Here is a 17,704-nt window from a genome sequence, read left to right on the forward strand (position 1 = left end):
AGTGACATCCGACTCCTTCGTACACCTGCACGTCCACTCCGAATTTTCGATGCTGGACGGCGCCGCACGCCTCACCGCGATGGTCGACGAAGCCGCTCGTCTTGAGATGCCGGCGATTGCGGTCACCGACCACGGCAACACCTTTGGTGCGTTCGAGTTCTACAAGACGGCAACCGCCGGCGGCGTAAAGCCGATCATCGGAATCGAGGCGTACGTCACGCCCGGCACCCACCGCACCGATAAGACTCGAATCCGGTGGGGCACCGCAGAGCAGCAGGGTGACGACGTTTCGGGCTCGGGCGCGTACACCCACATGACGATGTGGGCGCAGAACAACACCGGCCTGCACAACCTATTTCGGCTGTCGTCGCGCGCGAGCATGGAGGGCTACTACTTCAAGCCGCGCATGGACCGCGAGCTGCTGAATACCTACCACGAAGGCATTATTGCCACCACCGGATGCCCCTCCGGCGAGATTCAGACGCGCCTTCGTCTGGGGCAGTACAACGAGGCTCGCGCCGCCGCGGCTGAGTTTCAAGATCTCTTCGGCAAAGAGAACTATTTCGCCGAGATTATGCACCACGGCCTCGACATTGAGCGCCGCGTCATGCCCGATCTGCTCAAGATCGCGAAAGACCTCAAGATTCCGCTGGTCGGAACCAACGACTCGCACTACACACATCAGCACGACGCCGATGCCCACGCCGCACTCCTGTGCGTGCAGTCCGGCTCGACGCTCGATGACCCCAAGCGGTTCAAGTTCGACGGCGACGGCTACTACCTGAAGTCTGCCGCCGAAATGCGCGATGTGTTTCGCGACCACCCCGACGCGGTCACCAACACGCTGCTCATCGCCGAGCGATGCGATGTGTCGTTCGACACCGAAACCAGCTACATGCCGCGCTTTCCCGTTCCGGAGGGGGAGAGCGAAGAGAGCTGGTTCGCGAAAGAGGTCGAGAAGGGCCTGCACTACCGCTACCCGGGAGGCATCCCCGACGACGTTCGCAAGCAGGCCGATTATGAGGTCGGCATTATTTTGCAGATGAAGTTTCCCGGCTACTTCCTCGTGGTCGCCGACTTCATCAACTGGGCAAAAGACCATGGCATCCGCGTCGGCCCTGGTCGTGGTTCCGGTGCCGGCTCCATGGTCGCGTATGCGATGCGCATCACCGACCTTGACCCGCTTCCGCACGGCCTGATCTTCGAGCGCTTCCTTAATCCCGACCGTGTCTCCATGCCCGACTTTGACGTCGACTTTGACGACCGTCGCCGCGGCGAGGTCATTCAGTATGTGACCGAGAAGTACGGCGACGAGCGCGTGGCGCAGATTGTCACCTACGGAACCATCAAGGCGAAGCAGGCGCTGAAAGACGCCGGTCGCGTGCTTGGCTTCCCGTTCAGCATGGGAGAAAAGCTCACCAAGGCGATGCCGCCGGCGGTGATGGGTAAAGACATGCCGTTGACCGGCATGTTCGACAAAGAACACCCGCGCTTCAAAGAGGCCAGCGAGTTCCGCGCCGTCGTTGAAAGCGACCCTGACGCCCGCACGGTGTTTGACACCGCGCTCGGGCTCGAAAACCTGAAACGCCAGTGGGGCGTTCACGCCGCCGGTGTGATCATGTCGTCTGATCCGCTGATCGACATCATTCCGATCATGAAGCGTGAGCAAGACGGCCAGATCGTCACGCAGTTTGATTACCCCTCGTGTGAATCGCTCGGCCTGATCAAGATGGACTTCTTGGGGTTGCGAAACCTCACGATCATTTCTGACGCGCTCGATAACATCAAGGCCAACCGCGGCGAAGACCTCGATTTGGAGGGGCTCGAGCTCGATGACCGCGCCTCCTATGAGCTCCTGTCACGCGGTGACACGCTCGGTGTGTTCCAGCTCGATGGTGGGCCCATGCGGTCGCTGCTGCGCCTCATGAAGCCAGACAACTTTGAAGACGTCTCGGCCGTTATTGCGCTGTATCGTCCGGGCCCCATGGGGGCCAACTCGCACACGAACTACGCGCTGCGTAAGAACGGCCTCCAGCCGGTGACGCCGATTCACCCCGAGCTTGAAGAGCCGCTTCGCGACATTCTCGACATCAGCTATGGCCTGATCATCTATCAGGAGCAGGTGATGGCGATCGCCCAGCGAGTCGCCGGGTTCTCGCTTGGCCAGGCAGACATTCTGCGCCGTGCGATGGGTAAGAAGAAGAAGAGCGAACTCGATAAGCAGTACGAAGGCTTCCATGACGGCATGATCGAGCGCGGCTTCGGCGAGGCCGCCATCAAGTCGCTGTGGGACATTCTGCTGCCGTTCTCGGACTACGCCTTCAATAAGGCCCACTCCGCCGCGTACGGTCTGGTGTCGTACTGGACCGCGTATCTCAAGGCGCACTACCCGGCCGAGTACATGGCCGCGCTTCTTACCAGCGTCGGTGACTCCAAAGACAAAATGGCGCTGTATCTCAACGAATGTCGGCGCATGGGAATCCGGGTCTTGCCGCCCGACGTTGGCGAATCGATCAAATACTTCGCCGCCGTCGGCGAAGACATTCGCTTCGGCCTGGGAGCCGTGCGAAACGTCGGCTCCAACGTTGTCGACGGCATCGTCGAGGCGCGTCAAGAAGGCTCCTTCGAGTCGTTTCACGACTTCCTCAAGAAGGTTCCGGTTCACGTCGCCAACAAGCGCACCGTCGAATCTCTCATCAAAGCCGGTGCCTTCGACTCTTTTGGCGACAGCCGACGTTCGCTGCTGATGGCGCATGAAGATCTCATTGATGCGGCGGTCGACTCCAAGCGCAAGGCAGCCACCGGCGCCATTGGGTTCGATTTTGACAGCCTCTACGACGAGACAGACGATGTCGCGCCCGCGCAGATTCCGTTCTACCCAGAGTGGGCGAAAAAAGAGAAGCTGAGCTTCGAGCGCGAAATGCTCGGCCTCTATGTCTCCGATCACCCGCTCGCCGGCCTTGAGGTTCCGCTTGCCAAGCATGCGTCACTGCCGATCAACACGCTGCTCGAATCCGAAAGCATCGAAGACGGCGACCAGGTCGTCATCGCCGGTCTCGTCACCAGCGTGCAGCACCGCGTTGCCAAGGCCTCGGGTAACCCCTACGGCATGATCACGGTCGAAGACTTTGCGGGTGAAGTCACCGTGATGTTCATGGGTAAGACCTACACCGAGTTTTCGTCCACGCTGACGCAAGACGCCATTCTCGTCGTGCGCGGCCGCGTCTCGCGCCGCGACGACGGCCTCAACATTCACGCTCAGGCAGCGTTCTCACCCGATATCGGAACCTTTGATGACAACGGGCCGCTGACCCTCGTGCTCGCCGAGCAGCGCGCCACGGAGAGCGCGATGATGAGTCTGCGCGAGGTGCTGGAGCGGTACCCCGGCGAGACCGAAGTGTCGCTGATGTTGCACCGAGGACGGGCGGCAAAGGTTTTTGATGTGCCGTTGCCCGTCTCCATCACCGCCGAGCTCTACGGTGACCTGAAGGGCCTGCTGGGTCCGCAATGTCTGGGATAGGGCGAAACCCCGACCTGTGATTGTGACGCTAGAACGCGGATCCTCTGCGCGGTGACTGTTGCCCGGCGTGCCGACGCGGGTAGAGTTTTATCGCATCAACTGTTGTGTGCGCGCATGCAGCAGTCCGAACGTGGCGCAAGACGCCGCTCAAACTTATCGACTCGCGATCGCAGCGTGAACGTGGGGGGAGAAATCACATGTCAAATCCAGGTGACTACGGTCAGAATCCGGCGGGCGCTCCGCAGGGGGGTGCTCCGCAGCAGGGGTACAACCCCAACCAGACCCAGGGTTTTGATCCCAATCAGACGCAGGGCTACGGCCAGGGATTCCCGCAGTACGGCCAGCAGCCGCAGCAGCAGCCGTACGGCCAGCCGCAACATTATCGCCAGCCGCAGCAGCAGTGGGGCGCTCAGCCCGGCTACGGTGCACCCGCACCCGTGAAGAAGCCGCTGCCGTACACGATCCGCGAGTTCATTCTCATGGGCGTCGGTCTGCTGATTCTGGTGTTCTCGTTCTTCCCGCTGGTGAGTTCGTCGTTCATTACGGTCACGTTGTGGAACGTCGGATTCTGGCTTCCGTTGGTTCTCCTGCCGTTTGCGGCGTCAGCGCTGATCGCGATTCGCCCGTTCGCACCGATCGTGAACCGCATCGGATCCTTGAGCACCGACCAGTTCGCGTCAGTCGTGTACTCGTTTGCTCTCGTCACGTGGGCGACCCTCGGCCTCAGCGCTGGCGGTTTCGGCGGCGGTCTTGGTGGCACCAGCTGGGTGGTGTGGGTGATTTTGCTGCTCACGATCGCCGGCGTTGTTGTCACGGTCGCCGCGCCGTTCGTTCCGGGTCTGCGCGAAGAGTTTGACCAGCGCCCCGAAGAGGTTGCACCCCGTGCCGGTCGTACCACGCGCGTCATCCCCGAGGGCAAGGGTGTCTCTATCCCGGCCGCAGCGCAGCAGGGCGCAGCGAACCCGTGGGGCGCAACGCCCCAGGCAGCACCCGTTCCGCAGCCAGCGCAGGAAAACCCGTGGGCCGCTCAGCAGCAGGTTCCGCAGCCGGCGCAGGAGAACCCCTGGGCCGCCCAGCAGCAGGTTCGGCAGCCCGCGCAGGAGAACGCCTGGGCTACGCCCGTTGCCGCAGAGGCAGCTCCCGCCGCAGCAGAGCCGGTTCCGGCAGCACCGGTCGAGGAGGCACCCGTCGAGGCGGTTGTCGAAGAGGTCGTCGTCGAGGCGGCTCCCGCCGCCGCGCAGCAGCCGTTCTGGGCACTGGTTCCGGAAGAACGCGCTGTCGTCGATGTCGCCGGTGCCGAGATCTTCCGGGTTGGCCCGACCGCTTGGGCCCTTGTTGTCGAAGACAACACGACGTCGTTTGTGATTCGTCACGATGACGGCCGCACCGGAACCCTCAACGATGTATCAGGAGTAGTCCGCAACTAATGCGCGTCATCGATCTGCGTGGCCAGAATCTTTCCACGGCAGAACTGCTTTCCGTCGTTCCGCGTGCAACCGCAGCTAAGGCGCATGCGCTCGAAACTGCAGCGGCGATTGTCGCCGATGTGCGAGACAGGGGAGAGGCGGCTCTGCGGGAGCAGGCCACACAGTTCGACGGCGCAACGGGGCACGCTATTCGCGTTCCTCAGCATCACATTGACGAAGCGATCGCCTCCCTCGAGCCTGACGTACGTTCAGCGCTCGAGGAGGCGATTCGCCGCGTGCGGCTGGCCTCGGCTGCCCAGGTTCCGGCGCCTGCCGTAACCGAGCTGGGTGGCGGTGCCCGCGTTATTCAGCGGTGGCAACCGGTCGCGCGCGTTGGGGTATATGTTCCCGGCGGCAAGGCTGTGTACCCGTCGAGCGTCATCATGAACGTGGTGCCAGCACAGATTGCCGGCGTTTCGGCCGTCGCCCTCGCATCGCCTCCGCAACGGGCGTTTGTCGGGCGGGTTCACCCGACGATTCTGGCCGCGGCCGGACTACTCGGTGTCACAGAGATTTACGCCATGGGCGGTGCCGGCGCCATTGGTGCGCTCGCCTACGGCGTCGAGTCGCTTGAGCTCGCACCCGTCGATGTGGTCACCGGCCCCGGTAACAACTTTGTTGCCGCCGCCAAGCGCGCCGTTGCCGGCGTTGTTGGCATCGACGCCGAGGCTGGTGCCACCGAGATTCTTGTCGTGGCAGATGACACCGCAAATGCCGACTTTGTTGCCGCCGACTTGATTAGTCAGGCTGAGCACGATGAGCAGTCTGGCTCGGTGCTGGTGACGTTCTCGCCCGACCTTGCTGACGCCGTTTCCGCGCGAATCGCAGCCATGGTTCCGCTCACCAAGCACGCCGAGCGCGTCGCGATCGCCCTGGGCGGCGAGCAGTCCGCGATCGTGCTGGTCGACGACCTGAAGACGGCGGCCGCCTTCAGCAACGCCTACGGCCCCGAACACCTCGAGATTCAGACCGCGCACGCGTCAGCTGATGCGGCAATCTTCACAAATGCCGGCGCGCTCTTCATCGGTGACTACGCCCCGGTGAGCCTGGGCGACTACCTTGCCGGTTCGAACCACGTGCTGCCGACGTCTGGGCAGGCCCGATACGCCTCGGGGCTCGGCGCGCATACGTTCTTGCGCCCCCAGCAGGTTGTCGAATACAGCCGCGAGGCGCTCGAAAACGTTGCCGCCGATCTCGTGGCGCTGTCGACCGCCGAAGACCTCCCCGCGCACGGTGAAGCTGTGACAGCTCGCTTCGCCCCGCGCGACTGATCAACGGAGCCTTCCGATGTATTGCCCCTTTTGCCGCAACCCTGACTCGCGCGTGATCGACTCGCGCACCAGCGACGACGGCCTCTCCATTCGACGTCGCCGCCAGTGCCCCAAGTGCGGAGGCCGATTCACCACGATGGAGACGGCATCGCTGACCGTCATCAAGCGGTCCGGCGTGGCCGAACCGTTTAGCCGAGACAAGGTGATTTCGGGCGTTCGTAAGGCGTGCCAGGGCCGCCCGGTGACCGACGTTGATCTCGCCGTGTTGGCAGAACGCGTCGAAGAGGCCATCCGCCAAACCGGTCAAAGTCAGATTGACGCTAACGAAATTGGGCTGGCTATTCTCGGCCCGCTCCGTGACCTCGACGAGGTGGCCTATCTGCGCTTCGCCAGCGTGTACCAGGCGTTTGACTCGCTGGAAGATTTTGAATCCGCCATCGTCGAGCTACGTGCCGCGCACGCAGAGTCGGAACCGCGCGACGTTACCGAGTAATCTGGCAGGGATGTATTCCCTCCTTTTTCGCACCGTCCTGACTCGCTTTGATCCCGAGACGGCCCACCACCTGGCCGCGAGGGTGATCCGTTGCCTCGGCGTGGCGCCGCTTCGTGGCATCACCCGCGCGTTCACGAAGCCGGATCCGTCTCTTGCGACTAAGGCGTTGGGACTCACGTTTGACTCGCCCTTCGGCATTGCTGCCGGGTTCGACAAAAACGTCACGATGGTGCGAGGGCTTGAAGCACTCGGATTCGGCCACATCGAAGTTGGCACCGTCACCGCGGTGCCGCAGCCGGGCAACCCCAAGCCCCGACTGTTCCGCCTGGTTGCCGATCGTGCCCTCATTAACCGCATGGGCTTCAACAACGAGGGAGCGGCGGTCGCAGCCCAGCGACTGCAGAAGCTGCGAAAGCACAATCCGGGAATTCTGATTGGCGCCAACATCGGCAAGAGCCGCATCGTTGAGGTCGATGATGCGGTGGCCGACTATGTCACCAGCGCAAAGCTGGTCGCACCGCACGCCGACTACCTGGCCGTGAACGTTTCGTCGCCGAACACGCCGGGCCTTCGAGGGCTGCAGGCCGTCGAAACGCTGGCGCCGTTGCTGGAGGCCGTGAAGGCGGCCGCCGGAACCACGCCGCTGCTGGTGAAGATTGCACCCGACCTCGAAGACGACGAGGTTGGTGACATCGCTCGTCTGGCTGTGCGGCTCGGGCTTGACGGTCTGATCGCGAACAACACCACCATCTCTCGGGATGGTTTGGTGACGGATGCGGCGAAGGTTCGAGACATCGGCGCCGGCGGGCTCTCCGGCGCACCGCTGCACGACCGTTCCGTTGACGTGCTTCGTCTCGTGCGTGCCGCCGTACCCGCCGAGTTCTGCGTGATCTCGGTCGGCGGCGTACAGACCGCAGCCGACGTGCAGCAGCGACTCGACGCCGGCGCAACACTCGTGCAGGGGTATTCCGAGTTCATCTACTCCGGTCCGCTGTGGGGCCGCGCCATCAACCGCGGTCTGGTCAGCGGCCGCTGACGGCGCGTCGCCGCCGCGGCAACGACAAAGCCCCGGGAGCAACGCATGCTCGCCGGGGCTTTTGAGTAGAAACTTACGCCGGGTACTGCCCGCGCTTAACCTGCGGCTTCGGCAGGCGCATGAAGCGCATCTGGAACGACCGCATCGACGCGTACCAGCCGTGCCCCTTTTCGACGCGTGAGCCCCATTTGGCTGCGGTCTTCTTCTTCACGCGGCGGCTCAGCAACACCATGTCGCCAATGACGAGAAGAATGTAAGCCCACAGCACCAAGAACGAGTACGTCTGGATCACGTAGTTCGGAACGAAGGTCAAGATGATGACGACGATCATGGCGGGCATGACAAACTCGCCCAGGTGCCAGCCAGCATCGACGTAGTCGCGCACCCAGCGGCGCTGTTCGCCCTTGTCGCGCGGCGGCAGGTACTTCTCTTCGCCGGCAGCCATGCCCGCGCGAGCCTTGTCGCGGTTTGCGTTGAGAGCGGAGCGCGCCTCCTTGCGTGCTTCCTTGGTGTCGGGGGCCAGCGGGCGGCGGTTTGCCGCTTCGCGCTCGGCGCGCGAGGGCGTTGGACGACCCTTGCCGGTGGCCGGCTGGTCGTTTTCTGATGAAGGGGTGGTGGAGTTCTGAACCACGTGAAAGCACCTCGCGTTTCGGGAGTCCTTCTAAGATTACCGGTATGAGCTATGAGCAGCATCCCAACGACGAGGCCGTCACCCACGCGGCCCAGGCCACCATTCCCACCGCACTTGCCGATCTCGGTAATCTGGTGCGCATTCCCGGCATCGCCTGGCCCGCGTTTGATCAGACCAACCTCCAGCGCAGCGCCGCCGCCGTTGCCGCGCTGTTCGAGGAGACCGGCATGTTCGACAGCGTCGAGGTGAAAACCGCGGCCATTCCCGGCACGGACGAACATGGCCAGCCTGCCATCCTTGCCACGCGAGCCGCCAAGAATGGCAAGCCGACGATTCTGCTCTACGCCCACCACGATGTGCAGCCGCAGGGCGACGCTGAGCTGTGGGAGACCCCGCCGTTCGAGCCGACCGTTCGCGATGGTCGCCTGTATGGCCGCGGCGCGGCCGACGACAAGGCGGGAATCATGGCGCACGTCGCCGCCGTTCGCACCATGAAAGAGGTCTACGGCGATGACCTTGACCTTGGCATCTCCATCTTCATTGAGGGCGAAGAAGAATTCGGCTCGCGCTCGTTCGCACAGTTTCTGAGCGACAACATTGACGCGCTTCGCTCCGACGTGATCGTGGTCGCTGACTCCGGCAACTGGGATTCGGAGACCCCGGGCCTTACCGTCTCGCTGCGAGGCAACGCCCGCTTCACGCTCAAGGTGCGCACCCTCGAGCACGCGTCGCACTCCGGCATGTTCGGAGGCGCGATCCCCGATGCCATGATGGCAACCGTCAAACTGCTGTCGACGCTGTGGGCGGCCGATGGTTCCGTCGCCGTCGCCGGCATGACCGAACGTGACGCCGAGACCCCGGAATACACCGAGGCAACTCTGCGTGACGAAGCGGGTCTGCTGCCCGGCGTCAGCCCGATCGGCAACGGAACGATCCTGAGCCGCATCTGGAACAAGCCGTCCATCACCGTGACCGGCATTGACTTCACCTCCGTGGAGGCCGCGTCCAACACCATTTCGCCCGAGGTCACCGTTGTCATCTCGGCACGCGTTGCACCCGGACAGGAAGCGACTGAGGCATACGCCGCCATGGAGGCGCACTTGCGTGCCAACGCGCCGTTCGGTGCCGAGCTCACCTTTAGCGATGTCGACCTTGGCAACGGATTCCTCGTCGACACGAGCGGCGCGACCGTCTCCCTGGCGCGTCAGGCGATGCACGACGCCTACGGAAAGGCTCCGGTCGATCTGGGCGTCGGCGGATCGATTCCGTTCATCGCGGACCTGGTTCGCGAGATCCCGGGCGCAGACATTTTGGTCACGGGCGTCGAAGACCCGCACTCGCGCGCACACAGCCCGAACGAGTCGCTGCACCTCGCGACCTTCCAGAACGCGGTCGTCACCGAGGCCCTGCTGCTGTCGCGTCTTAACGCACAAACAAAGTAGAGGAACCGGGGGGTGCGGAATGCGCGCATACGCACCCCCGTGGTTCCGCTCGCCGTACAATGGAATAGACCCTGATTTCACGAACCGAGGAGAGTCATGACGGACACCATTGCAAACGCCCACGGTGTTTCACTGACCGACGCTGCTGCTGCGAAGGTGAAGAGCCTGCTGGAGCAGGAGGGTCGCGACGATCTGCGCCTGCGCGTGGCTGTTCAGCCCGGTGGCTGCTCGGGCCTCATCTACCAGCTGTACTTTGATGAGCGCTACCTCGAGGGCGACGAGACGGTTGACTTCGATGGCGTCGAGGTCATCGTCGACAACATGTCGGTTCCGTACCTTGACGGTGCCGCTATCGACTTCAAAGACACGATCAGCGAGCAGGGCTTCACGATCGACAACCCCAACGCGGGTGGCTCGTGCGCGTGCGGTGACAGCTTCCACTAACACTTCAATACAAAACGGCGTCGACCTGAAGTCGGCGCCGTTTTTCGTTGTCCGCGCGGAACACGCGCACGGGCGACATGCGGGGGCGTGTCTGACGGGTCGAAGCAATGTTTGCGGCGAAATCATGCGCCCACCGGGCAGAACTCGACGCCGCGTCGGAAAAACCTGCCGAAACTGTGGCTTTGGCCTAAAACGCGTGGGAGGTTGCTCTAGACTGAGAGTTGACTGATTAGCGATCGGAAAGGTGCATCGTGTCGTCCAAACGTCACCTCCGCTGGGCCGCAGTGCCTGTCGGTGCGGCCACTGCCGTTGCCCTTGCAGGCTGCACGCCGCAAGAACAGCACGGATTCCTCCCGGGTTTTACCGAGGACGGACAGCCCGCCACTAACCACACCGACATGGTGGGAGCACTCTGGGTTAACTCCTGGATTGTCCTCCTCATCGTGGGTGTCATCACCTGGGGTCTCATGCTCTGGGCTGGCATCGCGTACCGCCGCCGCAAGGGCCAGACTGGCCTCCCGGTGCAGATGCGGTACAACATGCCCATCGAGATCTTCTACACGATCGTTCCGCTGATCCTCGTCGCCGGCTTCTTCACGTTCACCGCGCGTGACCAGGAAGCGCTGGAGACGCAGTACGAAGACCCCGACGTCTCGATCATCGCAACCGGAAAGCAGTGGGCTTGGGACTTCGAGTACCTCGGCACCGAAGCTGATGGTTCCGACAGCGTCTGGACCATGGGCGTTCAGGTTGAAGCGGACGAGAACGGCAACCGTGTCGAGAGCGAACTGCCGACGCTGGTGCTGCCCGTCAACAAGACGGTCAAGCTGCAGCTCGAGTCGCGCGATGTCATCCACTCGTTCTGGATCATCGACTTCTTGTACAAGAAAGACATGTACATCGGTCACGAAAACTACTGGTCGTTCACGCCGACGCGTGAAGGTAGCTACGCCGGTAAGTGTGCAGAGCTCTGCGGTGAATACCACTCGATGATGCTCTTCAACGTGGAGGTCGTCAGCGAAGCCGAGTACGAAGAGTACCTCGCTTCCCTTGAGGCACTCGGTCAGACCGGTCCGATCCAGGACGAGTACGACCGCCTGCAGAACCCGCCCGGTGTTGGCGCTCCTGCTGCTAAGGAAGAGGAAACTCACTAATGGCTACCTCGGGAATGCCTCCGCGCCAGGCAGCTCTGCTGAGCTCGTCGCGTGTTGAGCAAAAGGGCAACGTGCTGGTCAAGTGGATCACCTCCACCGACCACAAGACGATCGGGTACATGTACCTCATCGCCTCCGTGATGTTCTTCCTCCTCGGCGGTGTGATGGCCCTCATCATCCGCGCAGAGCTCTTCGCTCCCGGCATGCAGATCGTGCCAACGAAGGAACAGTACAACCAGCTGTTCACCATGCACGGCACGATCATGCTCCTCATGTTCGCGACCCCGCTGTTTGCTGGTTTTGCTAACGCAATCCTGCCGTTGCAGCTCGGTGCACCGGACGTGGCGTTCCCGCGTCTGAACGCATTTGCGCTCTGGCTGTTCCTGTTCGGCTCGCTCATCGCTGTGGCCGGCTACCTCACCCCGTCGGGTGCAGCATCGTTCGGTTGGTTCGCATATCAACCGCTCGCGAACGCATCATTCTCGCCGGGCGCCGGAGGTAACCTCTGGATGGTCGGTCTGGGTATGAGCGGTTTCGGTACCATCCTCGGTGCCGTGAACTTCATCACGACGATCATCACGATGCGCGCACCGGGTATGACGATGTGGCGTATGCCGATCTTCGCCTGGAACACGCTGGTCACCAGCCTCCTCATCCTGATGGCGTTCCCCGTTCTGGCGGCAGCGATGTTCGCTGCGGCATCAGACCGCATTCTCGGTTCGCACATCTACGACCCGGCCAACGGTGGAGTTCTGCTGTGGCAGCACCTGTTCTGGTTCTTCGGTCACCCTGAGGTGTACATCATTGCGCTGCCGTTCTTCGGTATCGTGTCGGAGATCTTCCCGGTCTTCAGCCGCAAGCCGATCTTCGGTTACAAGACGCTGGTGTACGCAACGATCGCCATTGCAACCCTCTCCGTCGCTGTGTGGGCTCACCACATGTATGTGACCGGCGCCGTCCTGCTACCCTTCTTCGCGTTGATGACGATGCTGATCGCTGTGCCTACCGGTGTGAAGATCTTCAACTGGATCGGAACCATGTGGCGAGGCTCCGTCACCTTCGAAACCCCAATGGTCTTTGCCCTCGGCTTCCTGGTGTCGTTCGTCTTCGGTGGTCTGACCGGTGTCATCCTGGCTTCGCCGCCGCTTGACTTCCACCTCAGTGACTCGTACTTCGTGGTTGCACACTTCCACTACGTCGTCTTCGGAACCGTTGTGTTCGCGATGTTCGCCGGCTTCTACTTCTGGTGGCCGAAGTGGACGGGCAAGATGCTCAACGAGCGCCTCGGTTACGTTCACTTCTGGATGCTGTTCATCGGCTTCCACATGACGTTCCTCGTTCAGCACTGGCTGGGTGTCGACGGTATGCCGCGTCGTTACGCGGACTTCGCTGAGGCCGACGGATGGACCTGGGGCAACCAGCTCTCGACCGTGGGTGCGATCATCCTCGGTGCGTCGATGATTCCGTTCTTCCTGAACGTGTGGATCACGCAGCGCACCGCTCCTAAGGTCACGGTCAACGACCCGTGGGGTTACGGCGGATCGCTCGAGTGGGCAACAAGCTGCCCGCCGCCGCGCCACAACTTCACGTCGATTCCGCGCATCCGTTCGGAGCGTCCGGCCTTCGACCTGAACCACCCTGAGGCAGCTCCTGCGGGCGCTGTCCTCGCCGAAACGCGTGGAGAGGCCAAGTAACGTGAAGAGCAATATCGTTCTTTGGTGGATCATTGCGATCTTCTTCGCCCTCGTCGGTGTTATCTACACCGCGTGGAACATCCTGGCTCACCCGAACCTGCCGCTGGTCAACCAGATTGAATGGGTCGGCACCACCGCCCTGTTCTTCACGGCGGCGATGGGCGCGATGGTCGGCATCTACCTGATGCGCGTGTACAAGCACCAGGGCGGCGAACTGCCGGAAGACATTCTGACGGCAGACATCGACGACGGTGACCCCGAGATCGGTGAGTTCAGCCCGTGGTCGTGGTGGCCGCTGGTACTCGCCTCATCGGCAGCGATCTTCCTGGTTGGTATGGCCGTCGGACACTTCCTCCTCCCGATCGGTGTCGCGGTCTTCGCGATCGCCATCGTCGGATGGGTGTACGAGTACTACCGCGGATACTTCGCGCGCTAAGACTGAGCAAAACGGGCCGCTCCCTTTCGGGGCGGCCCGTTTTGCATTCCCCTCATCACCGCCGAAACACACTCTGGTCGGCGAAACACATGCGGCCGCGTGGTGTTTCGCCGACCAGAATGTGTCTCGCTGAACGGAGGAGCGGAACCAGGGAGGCTACTCGATGAGAGGTTCGATGAGCGCGGGGGAGTTGTTGCGTACGTTGCCGACGGCGCGGTCGACGCGGTACGCCTCCAGCAGCGTCTCCATGCCTTCTGCGGCATCGCTTGCGGCGTCGAGAATATCGCGAGGGTAGTCGACCGTTGGGTCGAGCCACGCGTCGGCGTAGTCGTCATCAACGAAGACCGGCATGCGGTCGTGAATGCTAGCGAGATTGCCCGTGGCTGAGCGAGTGAGGATCGAAAAGCTCAGCATCCAACGGTTGGGGTCATCGGCCGCAGCGGCCGGGTTTTTCCACCATTCGTACAACCCGGCGAAGAAGAGCGGCGTGTGATCGGCCGGGCGAATGAAGTACGGCTGCTTTCCGTCTGCGGTCGTGTGCCACTCGTAGTAGCCGGTGACCGGAACAATGGCGCGGCGGTTCTCAAAGGCGCCGCGAAACGTCGGCTTGTCTTCGAGCTCTTCGGAGCGCGCATTGATGGCGCGAGGCCCGACGGAGGGGTCTTTTGCCCAACTCGGAACCAATCCCCACCGAGCCGGTTCTAACCGCCGCGTTGGTGGTTCCGTTTTTGCAGAATCCAGCACAATCGCGACGTGGTCGGTAGGTGCCACGTTATACGACGGCGCAGGGAGCTCTGCGGCCTCAAGATCTACCCGAAGCACGCCAACGAGCTCTGACCCGACATTTGCTACGACAAATCGTCCGCACATGAGGCCAGCCTACGCCGAGCCTCCGACACCGTGTCGCGGCGCCAGACGCCAACGACTAGCGGATGAGTCCCTCGTCCCGCAGTCGATCAAGCAGCCCGGCGCCATCGGGTGCCGTCACCCACGGCGAGTCGGAATGATCATTCACCAGCGTGCGGCCGCCGGCCAGCACTGCCTGCGCGGGGGAGAGCCGGCGAATCGCGACGGCCGCGACATTCTCTGGGTGTTGCTTGGCGAATTCGGTGTAGATCTCATCGTCGTGTTGGCCGTCGTCTCCGATGAGTAGCCATCGGATGTTCGGAAACTCTTCGGCGAGACGACTGAGGTTTCGCTGCTTGTGTTCGCGGCCAGACCGAAAGAAGCGATCGTGCGTTGGACCCCAGTCGGTCAGCAGCATGGCGCCCCGCGGAAACAGATGGCGACGCAAGAACCGCGAGAGCGTTGGCGCGATGTTCCACGCTCCCGTTGAGAGATAGATCATGGGGGAGCCGGGGTTCTCTCGAACCAGACGCTCCAACAGCACGGCCATTCCGGGCACAGGGAGGCGCGCGTGTTCGTCAATCACGAACGAGTTCCACGCCGCCACCATCGGGCGCGGCAGCGCGGTCACCATAACGGTGTCATCAACGTCGCTGAGAATGCCGAATCGTGCGTCGTTTGCGACGATGAGCACATGGGCCTCGACCGGAGGCTCGCCCTCGACGGACATGGTGATCTTTTGCCAGCCGGGAGGCAGCTTCGCCTTGACGACGAAGTCAATCACGCCGCCGCTATCGGCCGCGATCTCAAACGATTCGTCGCCGACAGTGACGGTCACGAGCGAAAAACTCACCGGAATACCGGTGAAGCTGCGCCAGCCGCGCACGCTTTCCAGCTCGCCCTCTGGTGTTTGCCTGCGGGGCCGCACAATGAGAACTCGACCCAGTACGCGAACCCATTCTTCGCTGCCGTACCCAGGAAACGGCACGATCGTTGGTGTCTTGCCGCGCTTACGAGCACGACGTTCTCGCCAAGCGTGGTAGCGGCGTTCGAAACGGGCAAACCAGTTGATCTTGGGGTGTTCGGGGGACTGAGAGAACATCCCTCCTAGTCTTTCACGTCTCTCGGACGGATGGGAGCGTCGGGATCCACTCCCATGGCCCGCAAATCGTCGTCTGCCTGCTCCGGCGTGATGCCGTCGTCCCCAATGAACTCAACGTCTTCGATACGGGGCAGTTCGTCATCGGAGTCGCCGATATGGCGGCTCTCGCGTCGTTGCAACACCTTCTTGGCGACAAACACCGCGATCGCGAACACGATGATGATGCCGACAAACAGATACCCCGCCCAGTGCAGTTGCGAACTGAGCTGTTGATAGGTCTGGGCAGCGCCCGCGGCAACCGAGACGTAGAGCGTCGCCCACAGCGTGCACGCGGGCAACGTCCACGCGATGAAGCGGCGGTAGGTGAAGGTGCTCATGCCGACGGTGACCGGAACCAGGGAGTGCAGCACCGGCAGAAAGCGGGAGATAAAGATGGCGGGGCCGCCGCGACGTTGCAAATAGACCTCGGCGCGCACCCAGTTTTTCTCGCCAATTTTGCGCCCCAACCAGGTGGTGCGAATCTTGGGGCCAAGCCACCGCCCGAGCCAGAATCCAATCGATTCGCCGATCAGCGCACCGATGATCACGACAACGGCCAGGATGACCCCGTCGATCGGATCGCGAACGCCCATGGCGGCGGTGATGACGATAGTGTCGCCCGGAACCACGAGGCCGATGAGCACGCTGGTTTCGAGCATGATGGCGAGCCCAGCAAGGGAGGTGCGCAGGGCAGGATCGACGGATTGCACGAGCTCAATGAGCCAACCGACGATGTCGTTCACACCAGTGAGCCTAGAGCCTGGCGACTGGCAATGTGCGGGGCAGTTACCCAGAATCCGTAGAGTTGTGGCATGCCGTCGAAGTTGAGTGCCGTCAGATTGCGCGGATGGGTCGCGCCCGACGCGCTGTTTCATGCGCGCGAGCGTCATGCTGACGTCGTGTTCTTCCTCGACGCCGGAACCGAGGCGAGCGCCGGGTGGAGCTACCTGGGTGTTGGTGAGCTCGGCGATCTTGATGCCGCACTGAGCGTGACGGTGACCCATGCGTCACAGCCATGGCCTGCGGGCCCGTTTGCGGGCGGGTGGGTCATCTGGTTGGGCTACGATCACGCCGCCGCGCGCGCTGGCGCCCCGACAGAGCAGCCAACACCGCGCGGCGTGGCTCTCAACGCCGACAACTTTCTCGCCTTCGATCACGCTTCACGTGCGGTGTGGGCTGTCGCTCCTGAAACCGAGGCAGTCACTTTCGCCGCCGCCGCCCAGCGCCGCCTTGACGCCGCTCCGATGGTTCCGGTCGTGGCGCGCGCCGAGCCTCACGAGGTATGCGAGCGCCAGTCGGCCCCCGAATATGCCGCGGCGATCGAGGCCTGCCGCGAGGCCATTCGCCAGGGCGACGCTTACCAGCTGTGCCTCACAACCCGCTTCACGGTGCCAGGCAATCACGATGCTGCCGATGTATTCTCCCGGCTGCGCGCAGCCACGCCATCGCATCATGCGGCGTACATTCGGGCGGGGGAGACGACCCTGGTTAGCGCGAGCCCGGAGCAGTTTCTTACGGTCGGTGCGGGACGCATCAGCACAAAGCCGATCAAGGGAACGCGACCGCGGGGGGCCACACCGGAAGACGATGAGAGGCTCGCGGCCGAACTATTGGCGAGCGAAAAAGAACGTGCTGAAAACGTCATGATCGTTGATCTGATGCGCAATGACCTCTCTCGGGTCTGCACTCCTGGTTCCGTGCGCGTCGACAAACTCTGGCACGTCGAGTCGTATCGTGCGGTGCATCAGTTGGTGAGTACGGTGTCGGGTGAGCTGGCGCCCGGAACCACGATGGCGGCGGTGTTGGATGCGACGTTCCCAGCGGGGTCGATGACCGGGGCGCCGAAGCTGAGCGCCATGACGATCTTGCACGGGCTCGAGCGTGAAGCGCGGGGCGTGTATTCCGGCTGTTTTGGCTGGATCGCACGTGACGGCTCTGCCGATCTCGCCATGGTTATCCGCACCGTGATGGTGGGCCCAGACGAAGCCTACGTCGGAGCCGGTGGCGGCATCACGTGGGGCTCTATTGCCGCCGATGAAGTGGCCGAGGTAGCCATCAAGGCCCGCGCGCCGCTGGCCGCCCTCGGGGCGCGCGTCGGGGCGGAGTGGGAGCGGGTTCGGTAGGATAGTA

General features: G+C 62.8%; 15 protein-coding genes. 11 read left to right on the plus strand and 4 right to left on the minus strand.

Features of this window, described 5'->3' with window-relative positions; all coding sequences use genetic code 11:
- Window position 1 precedes the first annotated feature (1 nt).
- From dnaE to FVP60_RS08935, 5 genes are all read left to right on the plus strand, one after another.
- Complete coding sequence (gene dnaE / locus FVP60_RS08915) at window positions 2-3,520, plus strand: DNA polymerase III subunit alpha (protein WP_147825904.1); 3,519 nt, start codon at window positions 2-4, stop codon at window positions 3,518-3,520.
- Between the two features lie 197 nt (window positions 3,521-3,717).
- Window positions 3,718-4,947, plus strand: a complete 1,230-nt coding sequence (locus tag FVP60_RS08920) for a hypothetical protein (RefSeq protein ID WP_147825905.1) — start codon at window positions 3,718-3,720, stop codon at window positions 4,945-4,947.
- Window positions 4,947-6,257, plus strand: a complete 1,311-nt coding sequence (gene hisD / locus FVP60_RS08925; RefSeq protein ID WP_147825906.1) for a histidinol dehydrogenase — start codon at window positions 4,947-4,949, stop codon at window positions 6,255-6,257. Before FVP60_RS08920 ends, hisD begins: the two co-directional genes overlap by 1 nt.
- A 16-nt stretch (window positions 6,258-6,273) precedes the next feature.
- On the plus strand, window positions 6,274-6,750 hold the full coding sequence (gene nrdR, locus FVP60_RS08930; RefSeq protein WP_147825907.1) for a transcriptional regulator NrdR: 477 nt from the start codon (window positions 6,274-6,276) through the stop codon (window positions 6,748-6,750).
- A 10-nt stretch (window positions 6,751-6,760) separates the two neighbouring features.
- A complete protein-coding gene (locus FVP60_RS08935) occupies window positions 6,761-7,786 on the plus strand; it encodes a quinone-dependent dihydroorotate dehydrogenase (RefSeq protein ID WP_147825908.1) in 1,026 nt (341 codons plus the stop codon).
- A 73-nt stretch (window positions 7,787-7,859) separates the two neighbouring features.
- On the opposite strand, the gene FVP60_RS08940 is transcribed toward FVP60_RS08935, so the two are convergent.
- Window positions 7,860-8,417 (minus strand): DUF3043 domain-containing protein, encoded by a 558-nt coding sequence (locus FVP60_RS08940; RefSeq protein ID WP_147825909.1) that lies wholly within the window; start codon window positions 8,415-8,417, stop codon window positions 7,860-7,862.
- A 44-nt stretch (window positions 8,418-8,461) separates the two neighbouring features.
- Here FVP60_RS08940 and FVP60_RS08945 point away from each other — a divergent pair, with 44 nt between their 5' ends.
- The 5 genes from FVP60_RS08945 (at window position 8,462) to FVP60_RS08965 (ending at window position 13,587) form a co-directional block, all read left to right on the plus strand.
- Window positions 8,462-9,859, plus strand: coding sequence for a dipeptidase (locus FVP60_RS08945; RefSeq protein WP_147825910.1), 1,398 nt, complete (start codon window positions 8,462-8,464; stop codon window positions 9,857-9,859).
- A 96-nt stretch (window positions 9,860-9,955) separates the two neighbouring features.
- Window positions 9,956-10,303, plus strand: coding sequence for an iron-sulfur cluster insertion protein ErpA (gene erpA / locus FVP60_RS08950; RefSeq protein ID WP_147825911.1), 348 nt, complete (start codon window positions 9,956-9,958; stop codon window positions 10,301-10,303).
- 251 nt (window positions 10,304-10,554) lie between these two features.
- The gene (gene ctaC / locus FVP60_RS08955) at window positions 10,555-11,457 is read left to right on the plus strand and encodes an aa3-type cytochrome oxidase subunit II (protein WP_147825912.1); all 903 of its coding nucleotides are present in this window, start codon (window positions 10,555-10,557) and stop codon (window positions 11,455-11,457) included.
- Window positions 11,457-13,151: an aa3-type cytochrome oxidase subunit I gene (gene ctaD / locus FVP60_RS08960; RefSeq protein ID WP_147825913.1), complete on the plus strand. Its 1,695-nt coding sequence runs from the start codon at window positions 11,457-11,459 to the stop codon at window positions 13,149-13,151. Before ctaC ends, ctaD begins: the two co-directional genes overlap by 1 nt.
- Window position 13,152: 1 nt before the next feature.
- On the plus strand, window positions 13,153-13,587 hold the full coding sequence (locus FVP60_RS08965; protein WP_147825914.1) for a cytochrome c oxidase subunit 4: 435 nt from the start codon (window positions 13,153-13,155) through the stop codon (window positions 13,585-13,587).
- A 156-nt stretch (window positions 13,588-13,743) separates the two neighbouring features.
- On the opposite strand, the gene FVP60_RS08970 is transcribed toward FVP60_RS08965, so the two are convergent.
- From FVP60_RS08970 to FVP60_RS08980, 3 genes are read right to left on the minus strand one after another with little or no spacing between them, the layout of a single operon-like run.
- Window positions 13,744-14,457: an SOS response-associated peptidase gene (locus tag FVP60_RS08970; protein ID WP_147825915.1), complete on the minus strand. Its 714-nt coding sequence runs from the start codon at window positions 14,455-14,457 to the stop codon at window positions 13,744-13,746.
- 55 nt (window positions 14,458-14,512) lie between these two features.
- Window positions 14,513-15,535, minus strand: coding sequence for an App1 family protein phosphatidate phosphatase (locus FVP60_RS08975; protein WP_147825916.1), 1,023 nt, complete (start codon window positions 15,533-15,535; stop codon window positions 14,513-14,515).
- Between the two features lie 5 nt (window positions 15,536-15,540).
- The gene (locus tag FVP60_RS08980) at window positions 15,541-16,317 is read right to left on the minus strand and encodes a DedA family protein (RefSeq protein ID WP_147825917.1); all 777 of its coding nucleotides are present in this window, start codon (window positions 16,315-16,317) and stop codon (window positions 15,541-15,543) included.
- A 69-nt stretch (window positions 16,318-16,386) separates the two neighbouring features.
- Between FVP60_RS08980 and pabB the strand changes: the two genes are divergently transcribed.
- Complete coding sequence (gene pabB / locus FVP60_RS08985; RefSeq protein WP_147825918.1) at window positions 16,387-17,697, plus strand: aminodeoxychorismate synthase component I; 1,311 nt, start codon at window positions 16,387-16,389, stop codon at window positions 17,695-17,697.
- Window positions 17,698-17,704 lie beyond the last annotated feature (7 nt).

This window comes from Microbacterium mitrae (assembly GCF_008017445.1).
GTDB classification, from domain to species: domain Bacteria; phylum Actinomycetota; class Actinomycetes; order Actinomycetales; family Microbacteriaceae; genus Microbacterium; species Microbacterium mitrae.

Excerpts from the sequence above, each read along its gene's own strand:
- FVP60_RS08920 (WP_147825905.1), top strand. The coding sequence starts at position 3,718 with ATGTCAAATCCAGGTGACTACGGTCAGAATCCGGCGGGCGCTCCGCAG.
- hisD (WP_147825906.1), top strand. The coding sequence starts at position 4,947 with ATGCGCGTCATCGATCTGCGTGGCCAGAATCTTTCCACGGCAGAACTG.
- nrdR (WP_147825907.1), top strand. The coding sequence starts at position 6,274 with ATGTATTGCCCCTTTTGCCGCAACCCTGACTCGCGCGTGATCGACTCG.
- FVP60_RS08935 (WP_147825908.1), top strand. The coding sequence starts at position 6,761 with ATGTATTCCCTCCTTTTTCGCACCGTCCTGACTCGCTTTGATCCCGAG.
- FVP60_RS08945 (WP_147825910.1), top strand. The coding sequence starts at position 8,462 with ATGAGCTATGAGCAGCATCCCAACGACGAGGCCGTCACCCACGCGGCC.
- erpA (WP_147825911.1), top strand. The coding sequence starts at position 9,956 with ATGACGGACACCATTGCAAACGCCCACGGTGTTTCACTGACCGACGCT.
- ctaD (WP_147825913.1), top strand. The coding sequence starts at position 11,457 with ATGGCTACCTCGGGAATGCCTCCGCGCCAGGCAGCTCTGCTGAGCTCG.
- FVP60_RS08970 (WP_147825915.1), bottom strand. The coding sequence starts at position 14,457 with ATGTGCGGACGATTTGTCGTAGCAAATGTCGGGTCAGAGCTCGTTGGC.
- FVP60_RS08975 (WP_147825916.1), bottom strand. The coding sequence starts at position 15,535 with ATGTTCTCTCAGTCCCCCGAACACCCCAAGATCAACTGGTTTGCCCGT.
- pabB (WP_147825918.1), top strand. The coding sequence starts at position 16,387 with ATGCCGTCGAAGTTGAGTGCCGTCAGATTGCGCGGATGGGTCGCGCCC.